The sequence below is a fragment of the uncultured Luteimonas sp. genome, from assembly GCF_947492465.1.
Classification (GTDB): domain Bacteria; phylum Pseudomonadota; class Gammaproteobacteria; order Xanthomonadales; family Xanthomonadaceae; genus Luteimonas.
On sequence record NZ_CANLNF010000009.1, the window covers coordinates 62117 to 88053 of the forward strand.

General features: G+C 68.0%; 18 protein-coding genes and 2 tRNA genes. 15 read left to right on the forward strand and 5 right to left on the reverse strand.

The window, feature by feature from the left end; genetic code table 11:
- The first annotated feature begins 29 nt into the window (after positions 1 to 29).
- From Q0863_RS16225 to Q0863_RS16235, 3 genes are read left to right on the forward strand one after another with little or no spacing between them, the layout of a single operon-like run.
- A complete protein-coding gene (locus Q0863_RS16225) occupies positions 30 to 554 on the forward strand; it encodes a PilX N-terminal domain-containing pilus assembly protein (RefSeq protein WP_298580877.1) in 525 nt (174 codons plus the stop codon).
- A gap of 44 nt (positions 555 to 598) precedes the next feature.
- Entirely contained in the window at positions 599 to 4204 is a 3606-nt protein-coding gene (locus Q0863_RS16230; RefSeq protein WP_298580880.1) for a PilC/PilY family type IV pilus protein, read from the forward strand.
- Positions 4205 to 4206: 2 nt separating this feature from the next.
- The gene (locus tag Q0863_RS16235; protein WP_298580883.1) at positions 4207 to 4638 is read left to right on the forward strand and encodes a type IV pilin protein; all 432 of its coding nucleotides are present in this window, start codon (positions 4207 to 4209) and stop codon (positions 4636 to 4638) included.
- A 47-nt stretch (positions 4639 to 4685) separates the two neighbouring features.
- Here Q0863_RS16235 and Q0863_RS16240 read toward each other — a convergent pair.
- Positions 4686 to 4762 (reverse strand) — tRNA-Asn (locus Q0863_RS16240).
- 57 nt (positions 4763 to 4819) lie between these two features.
- Positions 4820 to 5371, reverse strand: a complete 552-nt coding sequence (locus Q0863_RS16245; RefSeq protein ID WP_298580886.1) for a GspH/FimT family pseudopilin — start codon at positions 5369 to 5371, stop codon at positions 4820 to 4822.
- 130 nt (positions 5372 to 5501) lie between these two features.
- On the opposite strand from Q0863_RS16245, the gene uvrB reads away from it, so the two are divergent.
- Complete coding sequence (gene uvrB / locus Q0863_RS16250; RefSeq protein ID WP_298580888.1) at positions 5502 to 7535, forward strand: excinuclease ABC subunit UvrB; 2034 nt, start codon at positions 5502 to 5504, stop codon at positions 7533 to 7535.
- 298 nt (positions 7536 to 7833) lie between these two features.
- Positions 7834 to 7908: transfer RNA gene (locus Q0863_RS16255), tRNA-Val, on the forward strand.
- Positions 7909 to 8461: 553 nt separating this feature from the next.
- Here Q0863_RS16255 and Q0863_RS16260 read toward each other — a convergent pair.
- Both Q0863_RS16260 and Q0863_RS16265 read right to left on the reverse strand, forming a co-directional pair.
- On the reverse strand, positions 8462 to 11212 hold the full coding sequence (locus Q0863_RS16260; protein WP_298580890.1) for a TonB-dependent receptor: 2751 nt from the start codon (positions 11210 to 11212) through the stop codon (positions 8462 to 8464).
- A 148-nt stretch (positions 11213 to 11360) separates the two neighbouring features.
- Positions 11361 to 13013, reverse strand: coding sequence for an alpha-glucosidase (locus Q0863_RS16265; RefSeq protein WP_298580893.1), 1653 nt, complete (start codon positions 13011 to 13013; stop codon positions 11361 to 11363).
- 275 nt (positions 13014 to 13288) lie between these two features.
- Between Q0863_RS16265 and Q0863_RS16270 the strand changes: the two genes are divergently transcribed.
- Entirely contained in the window at positions 13289 to 14794 is a 1506-nt protein-coding gene (locus Q0863_RS16270) for an MFS transporter (protein WP_298580896.1), read from the forward strand.
- 1 nt (position 14795) lies between these two features.
- Positions 14796 to 16580 (forward strand): alpha-amylase family glycosyl hydrolase, encoded by a 1785-nt coding sequence (locus Q0863_RS16275; protein ID WP_298580897.1) that lies wholly within the window; start codon positions 14796 to 14798, stop codon positions 16578 to 16580.
- Between the two features lie 150 nt (positions 16581 to 16730).
- Here Q0863_RS16275 and Q0863_RS16280 read toward each other — a convergent pair whose 3' ends face one another.
- Complete coding sequence (locus tag Q0863_RS16280) at positions 16731 to 17771, reverse strand: LacI family DNA-binding transcriptional regulator (protein ID WP_298580900.1); 1041 nt, start codon at positions 17769 to 17771, stop codon at positions 16731 to 16733.
- A 322-nt stretch (positions 17772 to 18093) separates the two neighbouring features.
- Here Q0863_RS16280 and thrS point away from each other — a divergent pair, with 322 nt between their 5' ends.
- The 8 genes from thrS to Q0863_RS16320 all read left to right on the forward strand — a co-directional run bounded on the left by thrS (position 18094) and on the right by Q0863_RS16320 (position 25929).
- Positions 18094 to 19998: a threonine--tRNA ligase gene (thrS, locus tag Q0863_RS16285; RefSeq protein WP_298580903.1), complete on the forward strand. Its 1905-nt coding sequence runs from the start codon at positions 18094 to 18096 to the stop codon at positions 19996 to 19998.
- A gap of 94 nt (positions 19999 to 20092) precedes the next feature.
- Positions 20093 to 20614, forward strand: a complete 522-nt coding sequence (gene infC / locus Q0863_RS16290) for a translation initiation factor IF-3 (protein WP_298581004.1) — start codon at positions 20093 to 20095, stop codon at positions 20612 to 20614.
- Between the two features lie 362 nt (positions 20615 to 20976).
- Entirely contained in the window at positions 20977 to 21174 is a 198-nt protein-coding gene (gene rpmI, locus Q0863_RS16295; RefSeq protein WP_024889803.1) for a 50S ribosomal protein L35, read from the forward strand.
- A gap of 13 nt (positions 21175 to 21187) precedes the next feature.
- Complete coding sequence (gene rplT / locus Q0863_RS16300; RefSeq protein ID WP_298580913.1) at positions 21188 to 21547, forward strand: 50S ribosomal protein L20; 360 nt, start codon at positions 21188 to 21190, stop codon at positions 21545 to 21547.
- A 202-nt stretch (positions 21548 to 21749) separates the two neighbouring features.
- On the forward strand, positions 21750 to 22745 hold the full coding sequence (pheS, locus tag Q0863_RS16305; protein ID WP_298580916.1) for a phenylalanine--tRNA ligase subunit alpha: 996 nt from the start codon (positions 21750 to 21752) through the stop codon (positions 22743 to 22745).
- 122 nt (positions 22746 to 22867) lie between these two features.
- Positions 22868 to 25255 carry a phenylalanine--tRNA ligase subunit beta gene (pheT, locus tag Q0863_RS16310; RefSeq protein ID WP_298580919.1) on the forward strand — a complete coding sequence of 796 codons (2388 nt, stop codon included), beginning with the start codon at positions 22868 to 22870 and terminating at the stop codon, positions 25253 to 25255.
- Between the two features lie 22 nt (positions 25256 to 25277).
- Positions 25278 to 25580 carry an integration host factor subunit alpha gene (locus Q0863_RS16315; RefSeq protein ID WP_280942356.1) on the forward strand — a complete coding sequence of 101 codons (303 nt, stop codon included), beginning with the start codon at positions 25278 to 25280 and terminating at the stop codon, positions 25578 to 25580.
- Complete coding sequence (locus Q0863_RS16320; RefSeq protein ID WP_298580921.1) at positions 25573 to 25929, forward strand: MerR family transcriptional regulator; 357 nt, start codon at positions 25573 to 25575, stop codon at positions 25927 to 25929. The genes Q0863_RS16315 and Q0863_RS16320 overlap by 8 nt, the downstream gene beginning before the upstream one ends.
- Positions 25930 to 25937 lie beyond the last annotated feature (8 nt).

Here is a 25937-nt window from a genome sequence, read left to right on the forward strand (position 1 = left end):
GCCCCGGCCTGGCTGGCAGGCAGCAGGGCATGTCCCTGGTCATCGTCCTGGTCCTGCTGCTGGTGATGTCCGTGCTGGGCATCGCCATCCTGCGCAGTTCCGGCATGCAGGAACGCATGAGCGCGAACATGCGCGACCGCTCGCTGGCCTTCCAGACCACGGAAGCGGCGTTGCGTGAGGCGCAGGACAATGTCCTGGGCGTAGCGCCTGATCCTGCCGATCCGGACGTGACCTGGGACAACTGGACGCCGGACACCCAGTCCTGCAACAACGAGGGCCTGTGCGCCGCCGGTTCGAACCCCTCGTGGCAGCCTGGCCCGACCCTCGGTGCCACGCCGTCCACGACGTCCGAGTACTGGATGGAAGACCTTGGCGTCGTGCCGGGCGAATCCGATCCCGACAACAACTGCCTGGTGCATCTCCGCGACGCGAGCGCCAATCCGCCCGCGAACTGCCAGAGCCGCATGCTCCGTGTGACCGCGCGGAGCGCTGGAGAAGGCCGGGCGGAAGTCGTCCTGCAGGCCAACGTCGTCAACCGAGTGCCAGAGCTGTGAGCGCCGCGATGAGTAAGCATAGAGATTTCCGCAGGGAACCGACCATGCAGCTGAAGGCTGCACTCGCCTCCCTGCTGGCCACGCTGGTGGCCTTGCCCGCCGCAGCCACCCTCCCGATCCCGGACGACCCGCTCACCACCGGCAGCCGGGTCGCGCCCAACATCCTGTTCATCCTGGACGATTCGGGATCGATGGCGTTCGACTACATGCCGGACTCCATCCCCTCCACCAGTCCGCCGAACGTGGCGCGCTACGCCTACACGCGCAACACGCTCTCGTACAATCCCGCGACCACCTACAGGCCGTGGGTCCAGGCGAACGGCTTGCGGATGACGGGCGGGACCAGCTACCGCGCCGCTTACGGCAGCTTCAACCGTGTCGGCGGAGGAACCATCGATCTCGGAGATTCTGGCAGCTGCCGCCGGTTCAACTACAACAACAACGCCACCACCGACGAGTTCGACAGCTGGAGCAACAGCGGTACCCGGGTCTGCGGCGGGCGACAGACGTTCTATGTGCCCAAGGATACCGCCCAGACCGGCGCGACCTACCTGGGCAATGGCACCAACTACTACCGGTACGACATCCTCGAAGGCGGCACTGATATCGTGCGCTCGGTCTGGGGCCAGGTTGTGCAGTCAAACAACGGCGTTGCGGTTTCGCCGGACTCGGGCAGCGTCAGGCGCAACGACACGAACACCCACAACCTTGCCACGGTTCCCGCCAACGGGAGGCTGACGGTCAACATCAGCTCTTCCTCGCGTAGTGTCGACTACGAACTCAGGAACCCGGGAGGCGGCGCCGTCTGCAGCGGAACCGTCGACGAGGGGAATGCCGAAACCTGCACGGTTTCACAGACGGATGCAGGAGCGTACAGCCTCGTTGTCCGGCGCTGGGATCGGAGGAACAACAACGCTTCCTATTCGATTACCGCGTCCCACCAAACCAGCAACCGCTGCGGAACCGGCACGGGAGCTAACGACTGGATCGATTGCTCACCTGTTCTGCCCAGCAGCCGCACGCTTGACCAGGAACTGAGCAACTACGCGACCTGGTTCTCCTACCACCGCAGCCGCATGAAGGCGGCGAAGGCGGGCGCAAGCGAGGCGTTCGCGACGCTCGATGGCAAGGTGCGCGTGGGCTTCCGCGCGATCTGGGGGCGCTCCGGCACCACGTTCAACATTCCCGTCGGCGATGGTAATGACGGCCGATTCATCGACAGCACGGGCGATGTGACCACGACCTCGCGGTCGACGTGGTACAGCCGTCTGCAGAGCGTGATCGGTTACAACGGCACCCCGCTGCACGGCGCGCTCGACGATGCGGGTGAGTATTTCAGCGATTCCAGTAGTTCCGGTCCCTATGGGCCACAGGCGGGCAACGGCCAGTACTCGTGCCGGCAGAACTTCGCGATCCTGACGACCGACGGCTACTGGAACAACGTCGGCATCAACGTGCACAACCAGGACAACAGCGACGGCTCCGCCATCACCGGTCCGCGAGGCAAGAGTTACCAGTATTCGCCCTCCGCGCCTTACCAGGACAGCTATTCCAATACCCTGGCCGACGTGGCGATGAAGTACTGGAAGACCGATCTGCGCACGGACCTGGCCAACAACGTGCCGTCGACGGAGAACGTGAACCCGGCCTTCTGGCAGCACATGGTGACCTTCGGCATCTCCATCGGCCTGGCGGGGCGCAAGGGCTGGTCGGCCGTGTCCGACGTGCCTTCCGACGCCACCTGGAACGATCCGACCGACACCGAGGACGCCGATCGCATCGACGACCTGCTGCACGCAGCGGTCAACAGCCGCGGCGCCTTCGTGCCGGCGTCCAACCCGGACGAGTTCACCTCAGGCCTGCGCCAGGCGCTGTCGGCCATCCAGCAGCGGACGAGCACCTATTCGAACGTGGCCACCAACTCGGTGTCCCTCGACAGCGACACGATGACTTTCAGCGCCAGCTATGTCGCGGGCACCTGGACCGGTACCGTCAACGCGCGCAGGGTGACCCGGACCGGCGTCTCCAGCGAGGTCGAGTGGGTGTCCTCGATCCCGACCTCGGGGCGCAAGGTGTTCACCACCAGCGGCACGGTCGGCACGTCGTTCCCGACGACCGCGCAGGAAACCGCGCTCGCCCGGACCGGCGGCCCCGCCAACTACGAGGTGTCGGGCGAGGACAATGCCGATTACATCAGGGGCGACACCAGCCTGGAAGACCGCAGGGGCGTCGGCAACCTGCGCAATCGCACGTCCCTGCTTGGCGACATCATCGGATCCTCTCCGGCCTACGTGAAGGACACCGATACCCTGTACGTCGGCGCGAACGACGGCATGCTGCACGCCTTCGATGCCAGCACGGGGCGCGAACTGTTCGCCTATGTCCCGGGGATCATCAACATCCACGATCTGGCCACGCTCAGCCGCGGCGACTACGCCCACAAGTGGTTCGTGGACGGTCCCGTCGCGGTGACCAGTCGCCAGCTGACCACCAACCGGAACGTCCTGGTGGGCACGCTGGGCAAGGGTGGCAAGGGCCTGTACGCACTCGACGTGACCGATCCCGAGGGGGCGACCGCTGCCGGGCTGTTCAAGTGGGAGCGCGCCGAGACGCCCGGCAACAACATGGGGCTGGTGATGGGCAGGCCCATCCTGGCGAGCGTCGGCGGCACGCCTTCCGTCGTCATCGGCAACGGCATCAACAGCACGCGGGGACGCGCGGTGCTCGTGGTGATGAACGCCGACACCGGAGCAGTCATCAAGGAAATCGACACGGGCGCCGGCTCCGTGGCCCAGCCCAACGGGCTTTCGGCGCCGGTAGGCGTGTATGGCGCCGACGGCAGGACCCTGCGCTATGCCTATGCGGGCGACATGCTCGGCAACGTGTGGAAGTTCGACCTCACCGCCGAGGCCTCGTCGGCGTGGTCGGCGACAAGGCTGTTCACCGCGAGCGACAGCAGCGGCAACGCCCAGCCGATCAGCGCGGGCCTGACCCTGGCGGTCGATCCGCGTACGCGCAAGCGCTGGGTGTTCTTCGGCACGGGCCGTTTCCTCACGGTCGAGGATGCGGATCCTGAGAACGCCACCACCCAGAGCATGTATGGCTTCATCGAGGGCGAGACCGCGTTGGACCGTTCGGACCTGACCACCCGTACGTTGGCGGTGACGTCCGGCTCGTCGGACGGCTACGCGGTGCGTGCGTTCGAGGACAAGGCGCCGTTGCCCGAAGGCTCGATGGGCTGGTACATCGACCTGCCTGCCGATGGCGAGCGGATCGTGCAGGATGCCCAGCGCGTCTCCAACGTACTGGTCACGGCCAGCATGATGCCGACGGGCGACGCCTGCGAGGCAGCGGGCTCCGGTTACATCAACGCGCTCGACGCATTTACCGGCACCAGCACGGGGTCCTCGTTCTTTGACCTGGACAACGATGGCTCGACTGCGGACCAGACGGTCGCGGACAAGCCCGTGGGTTCGGTCGACTACGGTGTGGGCATGCCAACATTGCCCAACCTGCTGCGTGGCCTGCTGGTGGTGTCCGGAACCGACATCGGAGGCGACGAGGCCTCGGGCGCCGGTGCGGGCAGGGGCTCAGGCACCGCCGCCATGCGGTGGGATCGCGTCTCCTGGCGCGAAGTCAGGAGCGAATGACGATGACGGGGGATTCCATGGAATGCGTATGGCGCAACCGGGTGGGGAACGCCCGGGGGTTCTCGCTCATCGAGTTGATGGTGGTCGTCGCCATCATCGGCATCCTCGCGTCCATCGCGCTGCCGGCTTATACCGAGCACATGCGCAAGGCCCGTCGGGCGGCGGGCAGCGCGTGCCTGGTGACGATGTCCCAGCAACTCGAACGTTTCTATACGGCGCGCCTGACCTATAGCGGTGCGCCGGCGGCTTCGGTGCTGGATGATCGCTGCGAGCCGGACGCCCGCGACTCGTACCGTTTCGTTAACGCCGCATACGGCGCAAAGTCATACACGCTTACCGCTGAGCCGATCGGGCGTCAGCAAGGCGACTCCTGCGGAGATCTCGGCCTCACCCATGCGGGGGTCAAATCCCCGGCAACGGCTGGTTGCTGGTGAGAAACAAAAAAGCCCGCGGCAAGCCGCGGGCTTTTTACATCCGAATCTGGCGCCCGAAGTTGGACTCGAACCAACGACCCCCTGATTAACAGTCAAGTGCTCTAACCGGCTGAGCTATTCGGGCGGGGCTGGGAATTGTAGACGTCGTCCGGGCAGCCGGCAAGCCGCTGGCCCATCAGGTTCAGGCGGGGCAGGGCGCAGGGGCGGCCGGCCGGAACGACCGTGGGCGCCCCATGTTGTTCACGATCACGGCCCCGAGCAGGCTGCCCTCGGCGCTGCACACGGAGATGGTGATGTTGCTGCCGGCGCTGCGCCCGTCGGGCAGGTAGCGTACCCGGGGCCTGCCGGTGGTCGAAACCACCCGTAGCCGAGACGGCCCTGGGGCAGACTCGACCTGCAGGATCTCGTCCGCCGCATCCGGACGGAAGTTGCCGTCCCGGTCCAGGAACAGCATCCAGCCGCCGCTCCAGTCGGTGCCGGTGTCGCAGGTGGCGCCGCTCCGCGAGGGACAGAGGACCGCGGGCCTGCGGTAGGTAATGGCGGCCATCCTCGCCAGTTGCATCTGCGTGGACAGCGTGCCCATCGCGGCGCTGGCCCGCTGTCGCTCCAGCAGTCCGCTGAAGGCCGGTACCGCGACCGCTGCGAACACCGCCACGAGGACAGTCGTCAGTACCGTCTCGACCAGCGTGAATCCCCGCATCCTTGCGTCCATCACATCGCCCTCCATGGCCATGGGGGCCCACAGGATGAACGGGCGCGCGCCCGCGCGCCGTCGGACGCGGGCGGCCGCCGGGGTAGGAAAACGCCGCTTCCGTCCCCATCACGGACACTCGCTAAACTGGCCTCCCGCCCCCGCGTTCCCCATGTCCGAGACCCTGCACCCCGCCACCTTCCAGCTCGTCGCCCCCTACCAGCCCGCCGGCGACCAGCCGCAGGCCATCGAGAAGCTGGTCGATGGCTTCGAGAGCGGGCTGGCGCGGCAGACCCTGCTGGGCGTGACCGGCTCGGGCAAGACCTACACGATCGCCAACGTGATCCAGCAGGTGCAGAAGCCGACGCTGGTGATGGCGCCCAACAAGACCCTGGCGGCGCAGCTGTACGGCGAGTTCAAGCAGTTCTTCCCGCACAACGCGGTGGAGTACTTCGTCAGCTATTACGACTACTACCAGCCCGAGGCCTACGTTCCGTCCACCGATACCTTCATCGACAAGGACAGTTCGGTCAACGAGCACATCGAGCAGATGCGGCTGTCCGCGACCAAGGCGCTGCTGGAGCGGCGCGACGCGATCATCGTCTGCACGGTGTCGGCTATCTATGGCCTGGGCGACCCCAACGAATACTTCAAGATGGTGCTGCACATGGTGCGCGGCGAGCGCATCGACCAGCGCGAGCTGATCCGCCGGCTGACCGAGATGCAGTACGCGCGGAACGATACCGAACTGCGCCGCGGCACGTACCGGGTGCGCGGCGAGGTGATCGACGTGCATCCGGCCGAGTCGGACGACGAGGCGCTGCGCATCGAGCTGTTCGACGGCGAGATCGAGAAGCTGACCCAGTTCGACCCGCTCACCGGCGAGACCCGGCGCTCGCTGGCGCGCTACACCATCTATCCCAAGTCGCACTACGTCACCACGCGGCGCACCGTGCTCGACGCGATCAATGCGATCAAGGAAGAACTGCCGCTGCGGCTCGAGCAGTTCTATGCGCAGAACAAGCTGGTCGAGGCGCAGCGCCTGCAGCAGCGTACCCAGTTCGACCTGGAGATGATGGCCGAGGTCGGCTACTGCAACGGCATCGAGAACTACTCGCGGCACCTCACCGGCCGCATGCCGGGCGAAGCGCCGCCGTGCCTGTTCGACTACCTGCCGCCGGACGCGCTGCTGGTGGTGGACGAGTCGCACGTGACCGTGCCGCAGGTCGGTGCGATGTACAAGGGCGACCGCTCGCGCAAGGAAACGCTGGTGGAGTTCGGCTTCCGCCTGCCATCTGCGCTCGACAACCGCCCGCTCAAGTTCGAGGAGTGGGAGCTGCGTTCGCCGCGCACGATCTTCGTGTCGGCCACGCCGGGCAAGTACGAACTGGAAAAGTCGGAAGGCCAGGGCACCGAACTGGTGGTGCGCCCGACCGGCCTGATCGACCCCCAGGTGGAGATCCGTCCCGTCGCCACCCAGGTGGACGACGTGCTCGGCGAGATCCACGAACGCGTGGCGATGGGCGACCGCGTGCTGATCACCACCTTGACCAAGCGCATGGCCGAGAACCTCACCGAGTACCTGGGCGAGCACGACGTGCGGGTGCGCTACCTGCACTCGGACGTGGACACGGTCGAGCGGGTGGAGATCATCCGCGACCTGCGCCTGGGCAAGTTCGACGTGCTGGTCGGCATCAACCTGCTGCGCGAAGGCCTGGACATGCCGGAAGTGTCGCTGGTGGCGATCCTCGACGCGGACAAGGAAGGTTTCCTGCGCTCGACCGGTTCGCTGATCCAGACCATCGGCCGGGCGGCGCGCAACCTGCGCGGCAAGGCCATCCTGTACGCGGACCGGGTGACCGACTCGATGCGGCGCGCGATCGACGAGACCGACCGCCGCCGGCAGAAGCAGGTGGAGTACAACACCGAGCACGGCATCACCCCGCAGTCGGTGGTGCGTGCGGTCATGGACATCATGGAAGGGGCCCGCGACGAGCCGGCGGCGGCCCGCGCCGCGGCCGGCAAGGCCCGCCGGGTGGCCGACCAGGCCGAGGATTACGCCGCGCTCGACCCGGCCAGGCTCGCGGCCAGGCTCAAGGCGCTGGAGCAGCAGATGTACCAGCACGCCCGCGACCTGGAATTCGAGGATGCGGCGCGGGTGCGCGACGAGATCCGCAAGATCAGGGAAGCGACGCTGGTGGGGTAAGCGGCCGCTCGCTCCCGCGCCCGGCGATGTGAAGGCCGGCGTGGCGAGGCGCGCTATGGCGGCGGCCGGACTCCCTCTTCGCCGCCCCCGACTGGGCAGGCACGCAGGAGCGATGGACGAAGTGGCGCCCGGCGGGTCGCTCCAACCCCCTGTCCGTCGCGTGATGGCCGGATGGCGATGGCGGATGGCAACTCCCGCCGGCTTCGGATAGAATTCGCCTCCCGCCGCGATGGCGGGGCCTCCAACCCCAACGGGGTGGGGGAGCACCGGGCCTGGCCCGGTCGCGTGCCGGATCTTCGGGCGGTTAGCTCAGCGGTAGAGCACTACCTTGACATGGTAGGGGTCACAGGTTCGAACCCTGTACCGCCCACCACGCGATGCGTGGACCCATTTTCCATCTTGCCCCGGCGGTCGCTGGGGCTGCCGTGTGCCCAGGGTATTCCCGGTGCGCACCGCCTTGTCTTGCGCCCCCGGCAGCGCGCCGGCGCGATGTCGACCTGCACCGCGGGCAGCACCAGTTCGGCATCGGCAGGACGCGGTCGCGCGCCTTCCCGACTGGATGAAGTCTCGGCTTCGGTGTCGTGGCGGACATGGTGTTGCCGTGCTTCTGCGCGCCTATGGTCATGTCGCAGATCGTGTCGCGCCCGTTCCGGCGTTGTCTTGGGGACGAAGCACGCGGGCGGCATCGGGCAGGGGGCAGCCGCTGGATCGAAGTGGCGGGGCATTCCGGTCGGAGGGTGCGCCCCGCATCCCCGCTGCTGCGTTGCGAAAGCGTTGAAGGGCGACTGCGCGCCCAAGCAGCCGTTTCGGCCCAGGGGTTCGGCGGAGGGACGTTCGCCGTTGGCAGTCGCGCAACGCGCAGACAAGAAAAACCCCCGCCGGAGGAGGAATCCGGCGGGGGCGGAAGCGTGACCGGTGGGAGGGAATCAGAACCGGTAGTTCACGCCGAGGAGGTAGGTGCGGCCCCATTCGATGCGCTCGAGGGGACGATCCTTGCTGCCCGAGTAGGTCCGGTAGGACTCGTCGGTCAGGTTGCTCGCCTGCAGCAGCAGGGTCATGCCGGCCAGGGCGCTGCCATCGCCGAAGCTGTAGCTCACCTGCGCGTCGGTGATGTTCTCGCCGACGACGTAGCGCAGCGTGCGTTCGCCGGAGAAATTGCCGATCTCGCCGATGAAGTCCGAACGCCGGCGCTGGCTCACGCGCGCCTCGAAACCGTTGCGCTCGAAGTACGCGGTGAGGTTGTACACCCGGTCGGAAAGTCCGGGCAGGGTGATCGGATCGGTGCCGACGCTGCTCTGGTTCTCCGGTGCGAGGATGGTGATGTCGCTGTCGTTGAAGCTGGCGCTGGCGATGATGCCGAAACCGCGCATCGCGTCGCCGAACACCAGGTCGAGCGGTAGCGATGCCGACAACTCCAGGCCCTGCAGCTTGCCGCCGTCACCATTGAAGGGCGCGGTATAGCGACCGACGTTCGGAATCACCACTCCGGGCGGCACTTCGTTGGCTTCGAGCCACGAGGCGACCTGGTCGGTAAAGTCGTAGTCGTCTCGCGTCTGCGTGTAGATGTAGCTGCGCAGGTCCTTGTAGAAGTAGGCGGCGGCGACGTAGGCACGGTTGCCGAAGTACTTCTCGTAGGAAATGTCGAAGGCGTTCGCACGCCACGGATCCAGTTCGGGATTGCCGCCGCTGGCGCCGGGAATCCAGGTGGTCGTGTCGACGCCGAACTCCAACGATGCCCGCAGCTGGTCGACGCGTGGACGCGCGACCTGGCGGGCCAGGGCGACGCGCAGGGTGCTCTCGTTGTCGAACAGGAAGGCGAGGTTCAGGCTCGGCAGGATGTCGGTGTACGTCTTGCCCTTGATGATCGGAATCACCTGGCTGCCCACGGGCTGCGAGCCGTCCCAGTAGTTGGCGCTCGAGGACTGGTCGGTGTGCTGGACCTGGAGGCCGAAGTTGCCGCGCACGCCGACGTTGCCCCAGACCGTGTCGATGTTGGCCTTGGCGAATGCGGTGCTGATCTGCTCGTCGACGGTCCAGGCCTTCGGGATCAGGTAGTCGAGGTCCTCGACCGGGTTGAAGGTCATGTAGCGGGCGACGGCGCCGGGCACGTTCCACGACGGGATGTAGCCGACACCGGCGAAGCCGAGGTCGACCAGGCCGTACTGGAGATCGCCGGCGATGGCCGTGTCGCCCTGGGCCCCGAGGTTGATGTTGCCTTCCGGCTGGCGCTTGTTCTTGGACCGGTCGGCATAGTTCAGACCGAGGTCGAGGTCGGATACGAAGCCGTCCATGGGCAGCGAGGCGGCGAGCTTGAACGCGGTCAGCTCATCCTCGACGCGCGGCGTCTTGCCGTAGCCGGAACCGTAGATGGTGCCGGTGAGGTACAGGGACTCGGGGTTGGAGTAGTCGCGACCCGGAACCAGCTGGGAAAAGCCGTCGGTGCGGATGTCGAGTTCGACGCTGTCGAGCTGCGGCTGCGGCAACAGCTGGGTGTTGTTCTCCAGGCTCAGTTCGTCGCGCGTGGTGCGCGACCAGCTGACATCGGCGACCACCCGGGCGGCGCCCACGCTGAAATCGTTGTTCCAGCCGAAGGCTTCGATCTTGTCCTCGCGGCTGTTGTACATGCCGCGCACCAGCGGGTAGACGTTGTTGGCGGTGCCGCCGGTGAAGGTGTTGCTGGCGTTGATGCGCGGATCGGTGACGTCCAGCCGGTCGAAGCCGCCGTTGTAATCGCCGATGTGGACCTCGAACTGGTTCGCGGTATCGACCTGCTCGGCCTTGGAATAGAACAGGTCCAGGGTGCTGGTCCAGGCGTTGGACGGGCGGTACTGCAGGGTCGCCATCACGCCGTCGCGCTCCAGCTTGCCGGTACGGCGCAGCGCCTTGATGCCGTCGGAGTAGTAGGTGCCTTCGGGAACGCCCGGACGCCAGTTGTCGCCGATCGCCTGCCAGGGCTCGTACAGACCCACCTGGTTCTCCTGGATGGGCGTGTTCGAATGCGACCAGCCGATCGACAGGCCGATCGTGCCGTCGGCGAACTGGTCGATGTAGCTGGCGTTGAAGCGGCTGCCGTCGTCGCCGATGTTGGCGGCCGGGCCCAGCGAGCTTTCCTGGTAGCGGCCGCTGACGGCGACCACGGTGTCGGAGAAGTTCAGCGGACGCGCAGTCTGCATGTCCAGCGTGCCGGACAGGCCCTGGCCGATGAGGCCTGCGTCGGGCGTCTTGTAGATCGTCACGCCGCTCACCAGCTCCGACGGATACTGGTCGAACTCGACGCTTCGGTTGTCGCCGGTGCTGACCATCTCGCGGCCGTTGAGCAGCGTGGTCGAGAAGTCGGGCGACAGGCCGCGGACGCTGATCACCTGGGCGCGACCGGCGACCCTCTGCGCGGACACGCCCGGCAGGCGCGAGATCGACTCGCCGATGCTGACGTCGGGCAGCTTGCCGATATCCTCGGCCGAGATCGCTTCGACGATCGACGTCGCTTCGCGCTTGGTGGAGATGGCGTCCTCGATGCCGCGACGGATGCCGGTCACCACCACCGTCTCCAGCTCGGCCACTTCGCCTGCCTCCTGCGGGTCCTGCGCGTCGGCGGTCTGTGCGTGCGCATTGGCGGCTGCCAGCGCGATGGCGGATGCCAGCGCCACGCTCAACAGGTTGCGTTCTGGTTTCAACATTGTCCCCTCCCGAAGGAATGCTGTTTCTGAAGACGCCGACAGTGCGCCGGCGGTTGTGCGGTTGTCCGGGTGAATGGTAGGCGTGGTGCGCAGCACCGGAGCCGTCCTGCATACGTATTCATGCGCAGATCCAGCCTCTGCCGCGCGCTCACGCGCCGTCTTGCGCGTCCGCTCCGAGCGCGCCGAACCACGCGCGATGGGGCGGGAGTTCGACGCTGTCGCATCCGGCGACGCAGTGCGGCAGCGACGCGATTTCGAGCGTGGCGGCCGCACGCAGCTCGGGCGGCAGGGGGAACGTCGCCGGTTCGTTCGACAGGTTGAACACGGCGACCACGCACTGCGTTTGGCTCTCGCGCACGAAGGCCAGCAGCGGCGCGGGCGCGTCGATGAAGCGGATACTGCCGTGCACGAGCGCGGACTGTCCGCGGCGCCAGCGAAGGAATGCCCTCACGGCATTGAGGACGGAACCGGCATCTTCGTCCTGCGCCTGGACGCTCAGGGCGCGGTGTTCCGCAGGCACCGGAAGCCAGGGCGTGCCGGCGGTGAAGCCCGCCAGTGGTTCGCCGTCCCACGGCATCGGCGTGCGGCAGCCGTCGCGGCCCTTGAAGTTGGGCCAGAACGCAACGCCGTAGGGATCCTGCAGCGCTTCGAACGGCACCTCGGCTTCGGGCAGCCCCAGTTCCTCGCCCTGGTACAGGCACACCGAGCCGCGCAGCGAACACACCAGGGCCACGAGCATCTTCGCGAAATCCGGGCCGGCGTCGGCGCCACCCCAGCGGGTGACCGCGCGCTGCACGTCGTGGTTGGAGATTGCCCAGCACGGCCAGCCGTCGGTCATCGCCGCCTCGAGGCGCTCGACCGTGCCGCGGATGTAGTCCGCGCTGAAATCGCTGGTGAGCAGCTCGAAGCTGTAGCCCATGTGCAGCCGCTGAGGGTTGACGTACTCGGCGGTGGTGGCGAGCGAGTCTTCCGACGAGATCTCGCCGAGCGTAGTCGCGCCCGGATAGCGGTCGAGCAGGGCGCGCAGCGATTCGAGGAACGGCAGGTTCTCCGGCTGCGTGTTGTTGTGCCAGTGGTACTGGTAGGCGTAGGGATTGTCGGTGCTGAAGCCCCGGCCCGCGCGCAGGTGCGCGGGCTTGGGCGGGTTGTCTCGCAGCTGGCGATCGTGGAAGCAGAAGTTGATCGCATCCAGGCGCAGGCCGTCGACGCCGCGCTCGAGCCAGAACGCCACGTTGTCCAGGGTCGCGGCCTGCACGTCCGGATTGTGGAAGTTGAGGTCGGGCTGGGCCGCCAGGAAGTTGTGCAGGTAGTACTGCTCGCGGCGCGGTTCCCAGCGCCAGGCGACGCCGCCGAACAGCGACATCCAGTTGTTGGGTGGGGTGCCGTCCTCGCGCGGGTCGGCCCAGACGTACCAGTCGGCCTTCGGATTGTCGCGGTCCATGCGGCTCTCGCGGAACCAGGCGTGCTGGTCGGAGGTGTGGCTGAGCACCTGGTCGATGACCACGCGGATGCCGAGGCCGTGGGCCTTGGACAGCAGGCGGTCGAAATCCTCCAGCGTGCCGAACAGCGGATCGACGTCGCGGTAGTCGGCGATGTCGTAGCCGAAATCGGCCATGGGCGAACGGAAGAAGGGCGAGATCCAGATCGCGTCCACGCCCAGCGAGGCGATGTAGTCGAGCCGCTCGACGATCCCGGGCAGGTCGCCCACGCCGTCGCCATCGGTGTCCTTGAAGCTGCGCGGGTAGACCTGGTAGATCACCGCGCCGCGCCACCATTCGGTTGCTGAAACCTCCGTTGCCACACGCGACTCCGACCTGCTCTGGACGGACGGCACTATTCCACAAGGGTTGCGTCGCGGCGCCCGCCGCGGGCCACGCCGGCGTATGAATACGTATGCAGCGCGATGCGCGGCCCGCCGTGGCAAGGTCGCCATCGACGGGCACGACAGGCCTGAAAACAAGGGTCCGCGTGCGGTTTCGGTGGTCGCGCGGGCCGCTTCCGGGTGCTGCGCCGCGGCGCGCACGGTCGCCGCCAAAGCGGTGACAATGCGCGCGGCGCAAACGGGGAGCAGGTCGCATGGCGAGCAAGCCGCAACTGTCGTTCTGGCAGATCTGGAACATGTGTTTCGGGTTCCTCGGGATCCAGTTCGGCTTCGCCCTGCAGAACGCGAACGTCAGCCGCATCTTCCAGACGCTCGGCGCCGACATGGAGCAGGTGCCCGGGTTGTGGATCGCCGCGCCACTGACCGGGCTGTTGGTGCAGCCTGTGATCGGCTACTTCTCCGACCGCACCTGGACGCGGCTCGGCCGCCGCAGGCCGTACTTCCTGTGGGGCGCGATCTTCTCGACGCTCGCCCTGTTGGTCATGCCCAACTCGCCGCAGCTGTGGATCGCGGCGGGCATGCTGTGGGTCCTCGATGCCTCGCTGAATGTGTCGATGGAGCCGTTCCGCGCCTTCGTCGGCGACCAGCTGTCGCCCCGGCAGCGCCCGACCGGCTACGCCATGCAGGGCTTCTTCATCGGCGTCGGCTCGGTCGTGGCCAGCCTGCTGCCGTGGCTGCTGGCGAAGTGGGGCGTGGCGAACACCGCGCCGCCGGGGCAAGTGCCCGATACCGTCCGCTATGCCTTCTACGCCGGCGGCACCGTGCTGCTGCTGGCGATCTTGTGGACGATCCTGCGCACGCGCGAGTACCCGCCCGACGTGCTGCGCTCGTTCGACGACGCCGAACCCGAAGGTGCCGGGCAGGTGGTTGCCGCACAGGTGCCGCCGGCGCGTGGCGGACTGCCCTGGCTGCTGGTTGGCGCAGCCGGCGTGTGCGCGGTCTGGCTGCTGGGCTGGGACCGGCTGCTGTACGTGCTCGCGTCATTGCCGCTCGCGTACGGCCTGCTGCGCCTGCTCGCGCCACGGCTCCGCCACGATGCCCTGCTGCCGGTACTGACCGCCGACCTGCATGCGATGCCAAGCACCATGCGGCAGCTGGCGCTGGTGCAGTTCTTCTCGTGGTTCGGCCTGTTCTGCATGTGGATCTACACCACCGCCGCGGTGACCCGGCACCACTACGCGGCCACAGACACCGCATCGGCGGCCTGGAACGAGGGCGCGAACTGGGTGGGCGTGCTGTTCGCCGCCTACAACGGCTTCGCCGCGCTCGCGGCCATCGCGATCCCGTGGCTGGCGCGACGCATCGGGCTGCGCGGAAGCCATCTGCTCAACCTGTGGCTGGGCGGTCTGGGCCTGCTGTCGATCGCGCTGGTGCGCGACCCGCAATGGCTGCTGCTGTCGATGGTCGGGGTGGGCTTCGCCTGGGCGTCGATCCTGTCGCTGCCCTACGCGATGCTGTCCGACAGCCTGCCCGCGGCGAAGATGGGCGTGTACATGGGCATCTTCAATTTCTTCATCGTGATCCCGCAACTGGTCGCGGTGAGCACCCTGGGCGTGTTGCTGGCGAGGCTGTTCGATGGCGATCCATTGTGCGTGCTGATGCTGGGCGGCGCCTGCCTGTTCATCGCCGGGCTGTGCACGCTGCGGGTGCGCCTGCCGCAGTCGCATGCCCTGCCGCGCACCGCCACTGGAGAAGCCTGACATGCGTCCATCGATCCTCGCCGTCCTGGCCGGCGCCTGCCTGTCCGCCGCCTGCGGTGGCGCGCGGCCGGGTGCCGTCGCCGCGCGCGCCGTCGCGCCCGCCACCGCCACCGCCACCGCACCGGTTGCCGACGCATCCGTCGCCCATGAATTCCACGGCACGCTGGAACCGTTCGCCAGCCACGCGGTGTACTTCGTGCTCACCGACCGCTTCGTCAACGGCGATCCGGGCAACGACCAGCGCGAGCAGGGCGGCGCCCACCGCAGTTTCGATATCCCGCTGCCGCCCTGCGACGGCGTGGCCGGCAACATCGGCTACCTGGGCGGCGATTTCAGGGGGCTGGCCGACAACCTCGACTACATCCACGGCATGGGCTTTGGCGCGGTGTGGATCACGCCCGTCGTCGACAACCCGGACGAGGCGTTCACCGGCGGCACGGCGCCCGGCTGCGGCAGCATTCTCAGCGACCGCGGCAAGTCGGGCTACCACGGCTACTGGGGCGTGAACTTCCATCGCGTGGACGAACACCTGCCCAGTCCGGGCATGGACTTCCCGGCGCTGGCCAGCGCAATGCATGCGCGCGACATGAAGCTGGTGCTGGACATTGTCGGCAACCACGGCTCGCCCGCGTGGTCGATGCCCAGGGACCAGCCGATGTTCGGTCGCGTGTACGACCGCGACGGGCGGCTGCTGGCCGACCACCAGAATCTTCCGCCGGCGCAACTCGATCCGGCCGGCAATCCGCTGCACGCCTTCTACAGCAACGTGGGCCCTGTGGATGCGGCGCAGGGTTCGATCTACGACGGCAACCTGGCCCAGCTGTCCGACTTCGACGCCGCCAACCCGGAGGTGCTCGAGTACCTGGCCAGTGCCTACGAGCAGTGGATCGACCAGGGCGCCGATGCGTTCCGCATCGACACCATCGGCTGGATGCCGGGCGCCTTCTGGCAGCAGTTCAGCGATCGCATCCGGCGCAAGCGTCCCGGCTTCTTCATGTTCGGCGAGGCCTTCGACTACGAGGCCCGGAACATCGCCGTGCACACGCAGAAGGGGCATGGCGAGGTCAGCGTGCTCGACTTCCCGATGAAGCAGGCCATGGACGAGGTGTTCGGCCGCAAGGGCGCGGGCTACGAGCGGCTGGCGCCCACGCTGCACCTGCGGGACGGGCCCTACGCCAATCCCTACGACCTGGCCACGTTCTACGACAACCACGACATGCCGCGCATGGATGCCAGCGACGAGGGCTTCATCGACGCGCACAACTGGCTGTTCACCGCGCGCGGGATCCCGGTGATCTACTACGGATCGGAAACCGGCTTCATGCGCGGCCGCGCCGAGCACGCCGGCAACCGCAACTACTACGGGCAGGCGCGGATCGACGCCGCCGCACAGAGTCCGATCTTCGCGCCGCTGCAGCGCATCGCCAGCCTGCGCCGCGCCTCGCCGGCGCTGCAGCGCGGGCTCCAGCTCAACCTGGTGCTCGAAGGCGATCGTGCCGCGTTCTACCGGGTCTACCAGCGCGGCGACGTCGCCCAGACCGCACTGGTCCTGCTCAACAAGGGCGCCGACGCGACGCGCCTCGTGGTGGACGGGCCGGTGCAGCGCGGCACCTGGCGCGACGGCTTCGACGGCAGCCCGGTGGAGATCTCCGACCGCATCGACATCGAGGTGCCCGCGCATGGCGTGCGCGTGCTGCTGCGAGACGCGCCGCTGGACGATGCCGGCCTGCTGCAGGCGCTGACGCAGGCGATGGCCGGGGCGCATGCCGGCGGCGCACAGCGCTGACCGACGCCGCACGCGTTCGGGCAGGTAGCGTTCCGCCTCGAGACAGGCGCCGTCGATATCGGCGCCAGGACGTGGGCGGTGCGGCACGCCAGCGTGAAGCACGGTTTGGCTGCACGCAGCCGGATGGTCCGCCGGACAGCGCCGCCACCGTCAGTCCGGCGGTGCCTCGCAGCTCGATCCCCGCACCACCAGCGTCGCCGGCAGGCGCTCGCTGTCGGCTGCCGTGCCCTCGACCAGGGCGACCAGCCGCTCCACCAGCAGCTCACCGGCCAGCGTGGTGTTCTGGTTGATGGTGGTCAGCGCGGGCGTGGCGATGCGCGCGGCGGGGATGTCGTCGAAACCGACCACCGCCACGTCTTCCGGGATGCGCAGCCCCTGGCCGGCCAGCGCATGCATCGCGCCGATCGCGATCAGGTCGCTGGCGGCGAACACTGCGTCGAACGGCAGTCCGCGCGCAAGCAGTACCTGCGCGGCCGCGTAGCCGGAGTCCTCCGAACTTTCCGCGTCCACCTGCAGCGCCCGGTCCAGGCCGTACCCCGCCTCGCGCAGCGCCGCATCGCAGCCCTCGTAGCGCTCCAGGAATTCCGGATAGTGGCTGGACGCATCTCCCAGGAACGCGACGCGGCGGCGCCCGGTCCGCGCCAGGTGCGCACCGGCCTGGCGTCCGCCACCGATGTTGTCGCAGCCGATCGACAGGCCCGGCTGCCCAGGCAGCACCGCGCCCCAGCGCACGAACGGCGTGCCCTGCGACATCAGCGTGGCCAGCTTGCCCTGGTAGGCCAGGTAGTCGCCGTAGCCGAGCAGGATCAGGCCGTCGGCCTTGTGGCTGTCGCCGTAGTCGGCATGCCAGTCGTTGGACAGCTGCTGGAACGAGATCAGCAGGTCCTTGCCGCGGCGCGCGCAGGCGCGCGTGATCGAGCCGAGCATCGGCAGGAAGAACGGATTGATGTGCGACTCGTCCGAGGTCGGATCCTCGAACAGCAGCAACGCCAGCGTGCCCGACTGCTGGGCACGCAGGTTGGAGGCGTTCTTGTCCACCTTGTAGTTGAGCTGCTCGGCGATCGCCAGGATCCGCCGGCGCGTTTCCTCGTTCACCATCGGGCTGCCGCGCAGGGCGCGCGAGACCGTCGGCTGGGAGACGCCCGCCAGGTGCGCGATGTCGAGCGAGGTGGCTTTTCCCCGGATGTTCATGCGGCCCGCTGCGGATGGCTGGCCGCATCATGCCACCGACCCGCGCAGGCCGGCCTGTGCAGCGCAGCAATCGCCGATCCGGGGTAGAATCGCGGGAGATCCGCCCGAGGTGGCCAGCGGAAACGCCGGCCGAGCGTGCGACATGAGCACTACCACCGCCCAGCGCTGAACACCGCCGAGGTCACCCGCAGGGCGCCCTCGTGGCGTTTTTTTTTGGCCGCTTTGCGGCCACGGGATTCGGGAGTAGGGATTGGGGATTCGGCGCGCCGGATCCCTGCCTGTCCCCATCCCGAATCCCCAATCCCGAATCCCGGCCTTTCAGATGATCACCATCACCCTCCCAGACGGCAGCCGCCGCGAGTTCGAACATCCCGTCACGGTCATGGACGTCGCCCGCTCGATCGGGCCGGGCCTGGCCAAGGCCACCGTGGCCGGCAAGGTCGATGGCCGCCAGGTCGACGCCTGCGACCTCATCGACCGCGACGCGACGCTGCAGATCCTCACCCCCAAGGATGCCGAGGGCGTGGAGATCATCCGCCACTCCGCCGCGCACCTGGTCGGCCATGCGGTGAAGCAGCTGTATCCGGACGCCAAGATGGTGATCGGCCCGGTGATCGAGGACGGCTTCTACTACGACATCTTCAGCGAGCGCCCGTTCACCCCGGACGACCTGGCCGCGATCGAGGCGCGCATGCGCGAGCTGATCGCGCAGGACTACGACGTGGTCAAGCAGGTGACCCCGCGCGCGGACGTGGTCGAGGTGTTCAAGTCCCGCGGCGAGGATTACAAGCTGCGCCTGATCGAGGACATGGGCCCGGAAGTCACCGCCATGGGCCTGTACCACCACCAGGAATACGTGGACATGTGCCGCGGCCCGCACGTGCCGAACACGCGTTTCCTCAAGTCCTTCAAGCTCACCCGCATTTCCGGGGCCTACTGGCGCGGCGACTCGAAGAACGAGCAGCTGCAGCGCATCTACGGCACCGCCTGGGCCGACGACAAGCAGCTCAAGGCCTACATCCAGCGCATCGAGGAAGCCGAGAAGCGCGACCATCGCCGGATCGGCAAGGCGCAGGACCTGTTCCACCTGCAGGAAGAAGCCCCGGGCCTGGTGTTCTGGCACCCGAAGGGCTGGGCGGTCTGGCAGGTGGTCGAGCAGTACATGCGTCGCGTCTATCGCGAGACCGGCTACGGCGAGGTGCGCTGCCCGCAGATCCTCGACGTGGAGTTGTGGAAGAAGTCCGGGCACTGGGACAACTACCAGGACAACATGTTCTTCACCGAATCGGAGAAGCGCACCTATGCGCTCAAGCCGATGAACTGCCCGGGCCACGTGCAGGTGTTCAACCAGGGCCTGCACAGCTACCGCGACCTGCCGATCCGCTATGGCGAATTCGGCGCCTGCCATCGCAACGAACCCTCGGGCGCGCTGCACGGCATCCTGCGCGTGCGTGGTTTCACCCAGGACGACGGCCACGTGTTCTGCACCGCCGGGCAGGTCGAGGACGAGGTGCGCGCGTTCCACGAGCAGGCGCTGCGGGTGTACGCCGATTTCGGCTTCGAGGACATCCAGATCAAGATCGCGCTGCGTCCCGAGCCACGGCTGGGCGACGACGCCACCTGGGACACCGCCGAGGATGCCCTGCGCAACGCGCTGCGCGCCTCGGGCGTGGAGTGGCAGGAGCTGCCTGGCGAGGGCGCGTTCTACGGGCCCAAGATCGAGTACCACCTCAAGGACGCGATCGGGCGCACCTGGCAGCTGGGGACCATGCAGGTCGATTTCATGATGCCCGGCCGCCTCGGCGCCGAATACGTGGATGAACACAGCCAGCGGCAGACCCCGGTAATGCTGCACCGGGCCATCGTCGGCTCGATGGAGCGCTTCATCGGCATCCTGATCGAGCACCATGCCGGTTCGTTCCCGGCCTGGCTGGCGCCGGTCCAGGCGGTGGTGATGAACATCACCGATGCCCAGGCCGATGCCGCCGCGGCCGCGGCCAAGGCCTTGAATTCGAAGGGATTCCGGGTCGATGTGGACCTTCGCAACGAGAAGGTCGGCTACAAGATCCGCGAGCATACCCTGCAGCGCGTGCCCTACCTGCTGGTGGTCGGCGACCGCGAGAAGGAGGCCGGGGCCGTGGCGGTCCGGACCCGTGCGGGCGAGGACCTGGGCAGCATGGCGATCGGCGACTTCGCCGCGCGCCTGTCGTCGGAAACCACGGCCTGACAGTTGTATCGCGGCCCGAATACGTTAAAAATCCGTCCCTACAGACCCGGCGGGCGCCCCGAGTGCCCCGCCACCCCATTTCCGGAGACGCAGTATTAGCACCCAGGACAAGCAGAATCGCCGTAACAACGAGATCCGCGTACCGCGCGTACGCGTGATCGGGTCCGACGGAGAAATGGTCGGCGTGTTGTCGCGCGACGAAGCATTGCAGAAGGCCCAGGACGAAGGCCTCGACCTGGTCGAGATCCAGCCCAACGCGGATCCGCCGGTCTGCAAGATCATGGACTTCGGCAAGTTCAAGTTCGACCTGCAGAAGAAGGCCAACGAGGCCAAGAAGAAGTCCAAGCAGGTCGAGATCAAGGAAGTGAAGTTCCGCCCGGTCACCGACGAGGGCGACTACCAGATCAAGCTGCGCAAGATGCGCGGCTTCCTGGAGGAAGGCGACAAGATCAAGGTCAACATCCGCTTCCGTGGTCGCGAGATGAGCCACCAGGAGCTGGGCCGCGAGATGGCCGCGCGGATCGAGGCCGACCTGGGCGAGGACATCGTCATCGAATCGCGCCCGCGCCTGGAAGGCCGGCAGATGGTGATGATGATTGCCCCGAAGAAGAAATAATCGCTGCCGCAGGCAGCGATACCGACCGTTCCCCTCCGCCCGCTTGCGGGGGAGGGCAAGGGTGGGGGAGCGCGCCGTCAGGCGCGCTTCGCTTTTCTGGCAGCCTCGCTCCGGCGGGCCCACCCCGGCCCTCCCCCGCGAGCGGTGAGGCAGCACGGCGGACTGCTGGATTGCAGGCACGCCCGCGGGCAGGCATAATGGCCGGCCCGGTTCTCCGGGGATGCTGTACGCAACACTTTGGACCGGCCCTGGTTTCCCGCGGAAATCAGAGGCTTACACACCGGCCAGGCAGGATGGAAAGAGCTTCCGCAATCGCGGACGCCGCCCGGGCCAGTACTAGAAACGACCCCAAGGACATCGCAATGCCCAAGATCAAGACGCATCGGGGCGCGGCCAAGCGCTTCCGGAAGACCGCTTCCGGCAAGTACAAGGCAGGCCACGCCAACCGCAGCCACATCCTCACCAAGAAGGCGACCAAGCGGAAGCGCAACCTCCGGCAGACGAACCACGTTCGTGCCGAGGACGCGGGCCGTCTGGACCGCATGCTTCCGTATCTCTGAGGAGGGCTGAACAATGGCAAGAGTCAAGCGTGGTGTACAGGCGCGCCGTCGCCACAAGAAGGTCATCGGCCGTGCCAAGGGCTATTACAACGCCCGCCGCAAGGTGTTCCGCGTCGCCAAGCAGGCCGTCATCAAGGCCGGCCAGTACGCGTACATCGGCCGCAAGCAGAAGAAGCGCAATTTCCGTTCGCTGTGGATCACCCGCATCAACGCGGCGGCGCGCATCAACGGCATGAGCTACAGCCGCTTCATGAACGGCCTGCTCAAGGCCGGCATCACCCTGGATCGCAAGGTGCTGGCGGACATCGCCGTGCACGACGCGGCCGGGTTTGCGGCCCTGACCGAAAAGGCGAAGGGCGCGCTCGCTGCGTAATGCACGTGTCCCGTCGTGGTTGTCGGCGCAGGGCGCCGACGGTCGCCGGGAAACAGGCTGGTACACGCATGGGGAAGGGCGCAAGTCCTTCCCCATTCGTTTTTTTCGGGCCTTGTTTTCGTGGGAGCGCCCTCGGGCGCGATGCGGTTCCCGCAAAGGCCATCGCGCCCGAGGGCGCTCCCACGGGGTTACGGGACTGCAGATGAGCGACATCGAATCACTGTCCAGGCAGGCACTGGCCGACATCGAGGCGGCGCCCACCGCCGACGCGCTCGAATCGCTGCGCGTGGCCCTGCTGGGCAAGAGCGGCAGCATCACCTCCCAGCTCAAGTCGCTGGGCGCGCTCCCGCCGGACCAGCGCAAGGCCGCGGGCGAGGCCATCAACCGGGTGCGCGATGCGGTCGGGCAGGCGCTGTCGGCGCGCAAGGCCGCGCTCGAGGATGCCGAACTCGATGCGCGCCTGGCCGGCGAGTCGATCGACGTGACCCTGCCGGGGCGCGACGCCGGCCGCGGCGGCATCCACCCGATCAGCCGCACCATGCAGCGCATGGCCGACATCTTCGGCCGCCTGGGCTACGACCTGGCCGACGGTCCCGAGATCGAGGACGACTGGCACAACTTCGAGGCGCTGAACTTCCCGCCGCACCATCCGGCGCGCGCCATGCACGACACCTTCTACTTCGGCGACGGCCGCCTGCTGCGCACGCACACCTCGGGCGTGCAGGTGCGCTACATGGGCCAGCACGCGCCGCCGCTGCGCATGATCGCGCTGGGCAAGGTGTACCGATCCGATTCGGACCAGACCCATTCGCCGATGTTCCACCAGTGCGAAGGGCTGCTGGTGGACGAGCATTCGACCTTCGCCGACCTCAAGGGCACGCTGGCCGAGTTCGTGCGCGCGTTCTTCGAGCGCGATTTCGAGATGCGATTCCGCCCCAGCTACTTCCCGTTCGTCGAGCCCGGCGCCGAGGTCGACATCGCCTGGCAGCGGCCCGACGGCAGCACGCGCTGGCTCGAGGTGCTGGGTTGCGGCATGGTGCATCCGAACGTGCTGCGCGCCGTGGGCATCGATCCGGAGCGCTACACCGGCTTCGCCTTCGGCATGGGCGTGGAACGGCTGGCGATGCTGCGCTACGGCGTGGACGACCTGCGCGCGTTCTTCGACAACGACCTGCGGTTCCTGAAGCAGTTCGCTTGAGTGCCGGGGATTCGGGATTCGGGATTGGGGATTCGGAAGGGCGGATCCACGGTGCCGGCCGGATCCTGTGAAACCGCTTTACCAAATCCCGAATCCCCAATCTCCTATCCCGAAATTTCAGCATGAAATTTTCCGAAAACTGGCTCCGCCAACACGTCCCCACCGACGCCGCGCGCGAGCGCCTGGCCGAGGTGCTGACCGCGATCGGCCTCGAGGTCGAGGACGTCTCGGTGCTGGGCGAGGCGCTGGACGGCGTGGTGGTCGCGCGGATCGTGTCGGCGGACAGGCATCCCGAGGCCGACCGGCTGCAGGTGTGCCAGGTCGACGCCGGCCAGGACGGGCTGCTGCAGATCGTGTGCGGCGCGCCGAACGCGCGCGCCGGCCTGGTTGCGCCGCTGGCCACGATCGGCACGAAGGTCGGCGAGCTCACGATCAAGGCCGCGAAGCTGCGCGGCGTCGAGTCCAACGGCATGCTCTGCTCGGCGAAGGAGCTGGGCATCGACGCAGACGCCTCGGGCCTGCTGGAACTGCCCGACGACGCGCCCGTCGGCACGCCGTTGGCCGAGTATCTCGGGCTGCCGGACGCCAGCATCGAGATCAAGCTCACGCCCAACCGCGCCGACTGCTTCAGCCTGCGCGGCATCGCCTTCGATGTCGCCGCGGCGGTCGGCAGCGAAGTCGCCGCGCTCGATGCGCAGCCGGTGCCGGCCGCGACCGACGCGGTGCTGCCGGTCGTGCTCGGAGCCGGCGCGGACGCGCCGCGCTATCTCGGCCGCGTGATCGAGGGCGTGGACGCCGCGGCGCCGACGCCGCTGTGGATGGCCGAGCGCCTGCGCCGCTGCGGCGTCCGCCCGGTCAGCCTGCTGGTCGACGTCACCCAGTACGTCATGCTGGAACTGGGCCAGCCGATGCACGCATTCGACCGCGACCTGCTCGGCGGCCCGGTCGGCGTGCGCCGCGCGTGCGCCGGCGAAACGCTCAAGCTGCTCGACGGGCGCGAGGCGGCCTTGGACGACGAGTTCCTCGCCATCACCGACGGCGATCGCGTCGTCGCGCTGGCCGGGGTGATGGGCGGTTTCGACACGCGGGTCACCGACGCCACGCGCAACGTCTTCCTGGAAGCGGCGCACTTCGCGCCGGCCGCCATCATCGGCCGCAGCCGCAGGCTGGGCATGCACACCGACGCCGCGCACCGCTTCGAGCGCGGGGTGGACCCGCAGCTGCCGCGCACCGCGATCGAGCGGGCCACGCGGCTGATCCTCGATATCGCCGGCGGCCGTCCAGGGCCGGTGATCGAGGCGGTGCTCGAGGCGCACCTGCCGCAGGCGCAGCCGATCGGCCTGCGCCGCGCGCGCCTGTCGCGCGTGCTGGGCCTCGACGTGCCGGACGCCGAAGTGACGCGGATCCTGCGCGCGCTGGGCATGGACGTCACCGTCGGCGAGGACGGCTGGCGCGTGGTTCCGCCGAGCCGTCGCTTCGACATCGCCATCGAGGAGGACCTGATCGAGGAAGTGGCCCGCATTCACGGCTACGACGCGATCCCCACCACGCTGCCCGGCGGTGCCGCGCGCATCGCGGTACCCAGCGAAACCCGCGTGGGCGAGGACGAACTGCGCGCACAGATGGTGGCGCGCGGCTATTTTGAGGCGGTGAACTTCGCTTTCGTCGACCAGGCCCTGCTGCACGCCTGGCAGGCCGACGCCGGCGGCGTGCCGCTCGCCAACCCGCTCAGTGCCGAACTGGGCGTGATGCGCACGCAGCTGCTGCCGGGCCTGGTGGCGGCCGCGTCGCGCAACCTGTCGCGGCAGCAGGCACGCGTGCGCCTGTTCGAACTGGGCAAGGTGTTCACGCGCGCGGACGACGGCGAAGCGCCAGTCGAGACCGCGCGCATCGCCGCGGTGATCCAGGGCAGCGCGCAGGCCGAGCAGTGGGGCGCGACCGTGCGTGCGGCGGACTTCCACGACCTCAAGGGCGACCTGGACAGCCTGGCCGCCTGCGCTGGCGCGCGCCTGGAATACCGCCCGTCGGATGCGCCGCACGGCCACCCTGGACGCAGCGCCGAGGTCGTGCGCGTGGACGGCGAGGCACCCGTGCGCCTGGGCTGGATCGGCGAACTGCACCCGCGGCTGCTGCGTGCGCTCGACCTGGAGGGCACGCTGCTCGCGTTCGAGCTGGACCTGGCGACGCTGCGCCCGCGCGTGGTGCCGCGCGCGGCGCCGCTGTCGCGCTTCCCGTCGGTGCGCCGGGACCTGGCGTTCACCGCCCCCGAAGGCGTGCCCTGGGCGGCGCTGGAGGCCAGCATCCGCCAGGCCGCGGGCCCGCTGCTGTCCGAACTGCGCCTGTTCGACCGTTATGTCGGGAAAGGGGTCGATCCAGGATTCAGAAGTCTCGCAACTGGCTTGATTCTCCAAGACAATTCGCGCACTCTCACCGAAGGTGACGTGGATGTCGCGGTGGCTGCGGTCATCGCCGCGCTGCAGCGCGAGCATGGCGCCAGGATCAGAAGCTAGCAGGGCGGTCGGGGGGGATGGCGTGGCGTTGACGAAGGCGGAAATGGCCGAGAAGCTCTACGAGGAAGTCGGGCTCAACAAGCGCGAGGCGAAGGAATTCGTCGACGCGTTCTTCGGTGTGCTGCGTGAAGGGCTGGAGCAGGGGCGGCAGGTCAAGCTGTCGGGCTTCGGCAACTTCGACCTGCGCCGCAAGAACGAGCGGCCGGGCCGCAACCCCAAGACCGGCGAGGAGATCCCGATCTCCGCGCGCACCGTCGTCACCTTCCGCCCGGGCCAGAAGCTCAAGGAACGCGTGGAAACCTACACCGGGCCGCGCGATGCTTGATCCGGGCAGCAACCGAGAACTCCCGCCGATCCCGGCCAAGCGCTACTTCACCATCGGCGAGGTCAGCGAACTGTGCGACGTCAAGCCGCACGTGCTGCGCTACTGGGAGACCGAATTCCCGAGCCTCAAGCCGGTCAAGCGGCGCGGCAACCGCCGCTACTACCAGCGCCACGACGTGCTGATGGTGCGCCAGATCCGCGGCCTGCTGTACGAGCAGGGCTACACCATCGGCGGTGCCCGCCTGCGCCTGGAGGGTGAGGGCGCCAGGCAGGAATCGGCGATGAGCAGCCAGATCGTGCGCCAGGTGCGCATGGAGCTGGAAGAAGTCCTGGCGCTGCTGAAGCGCTGACGCACCTC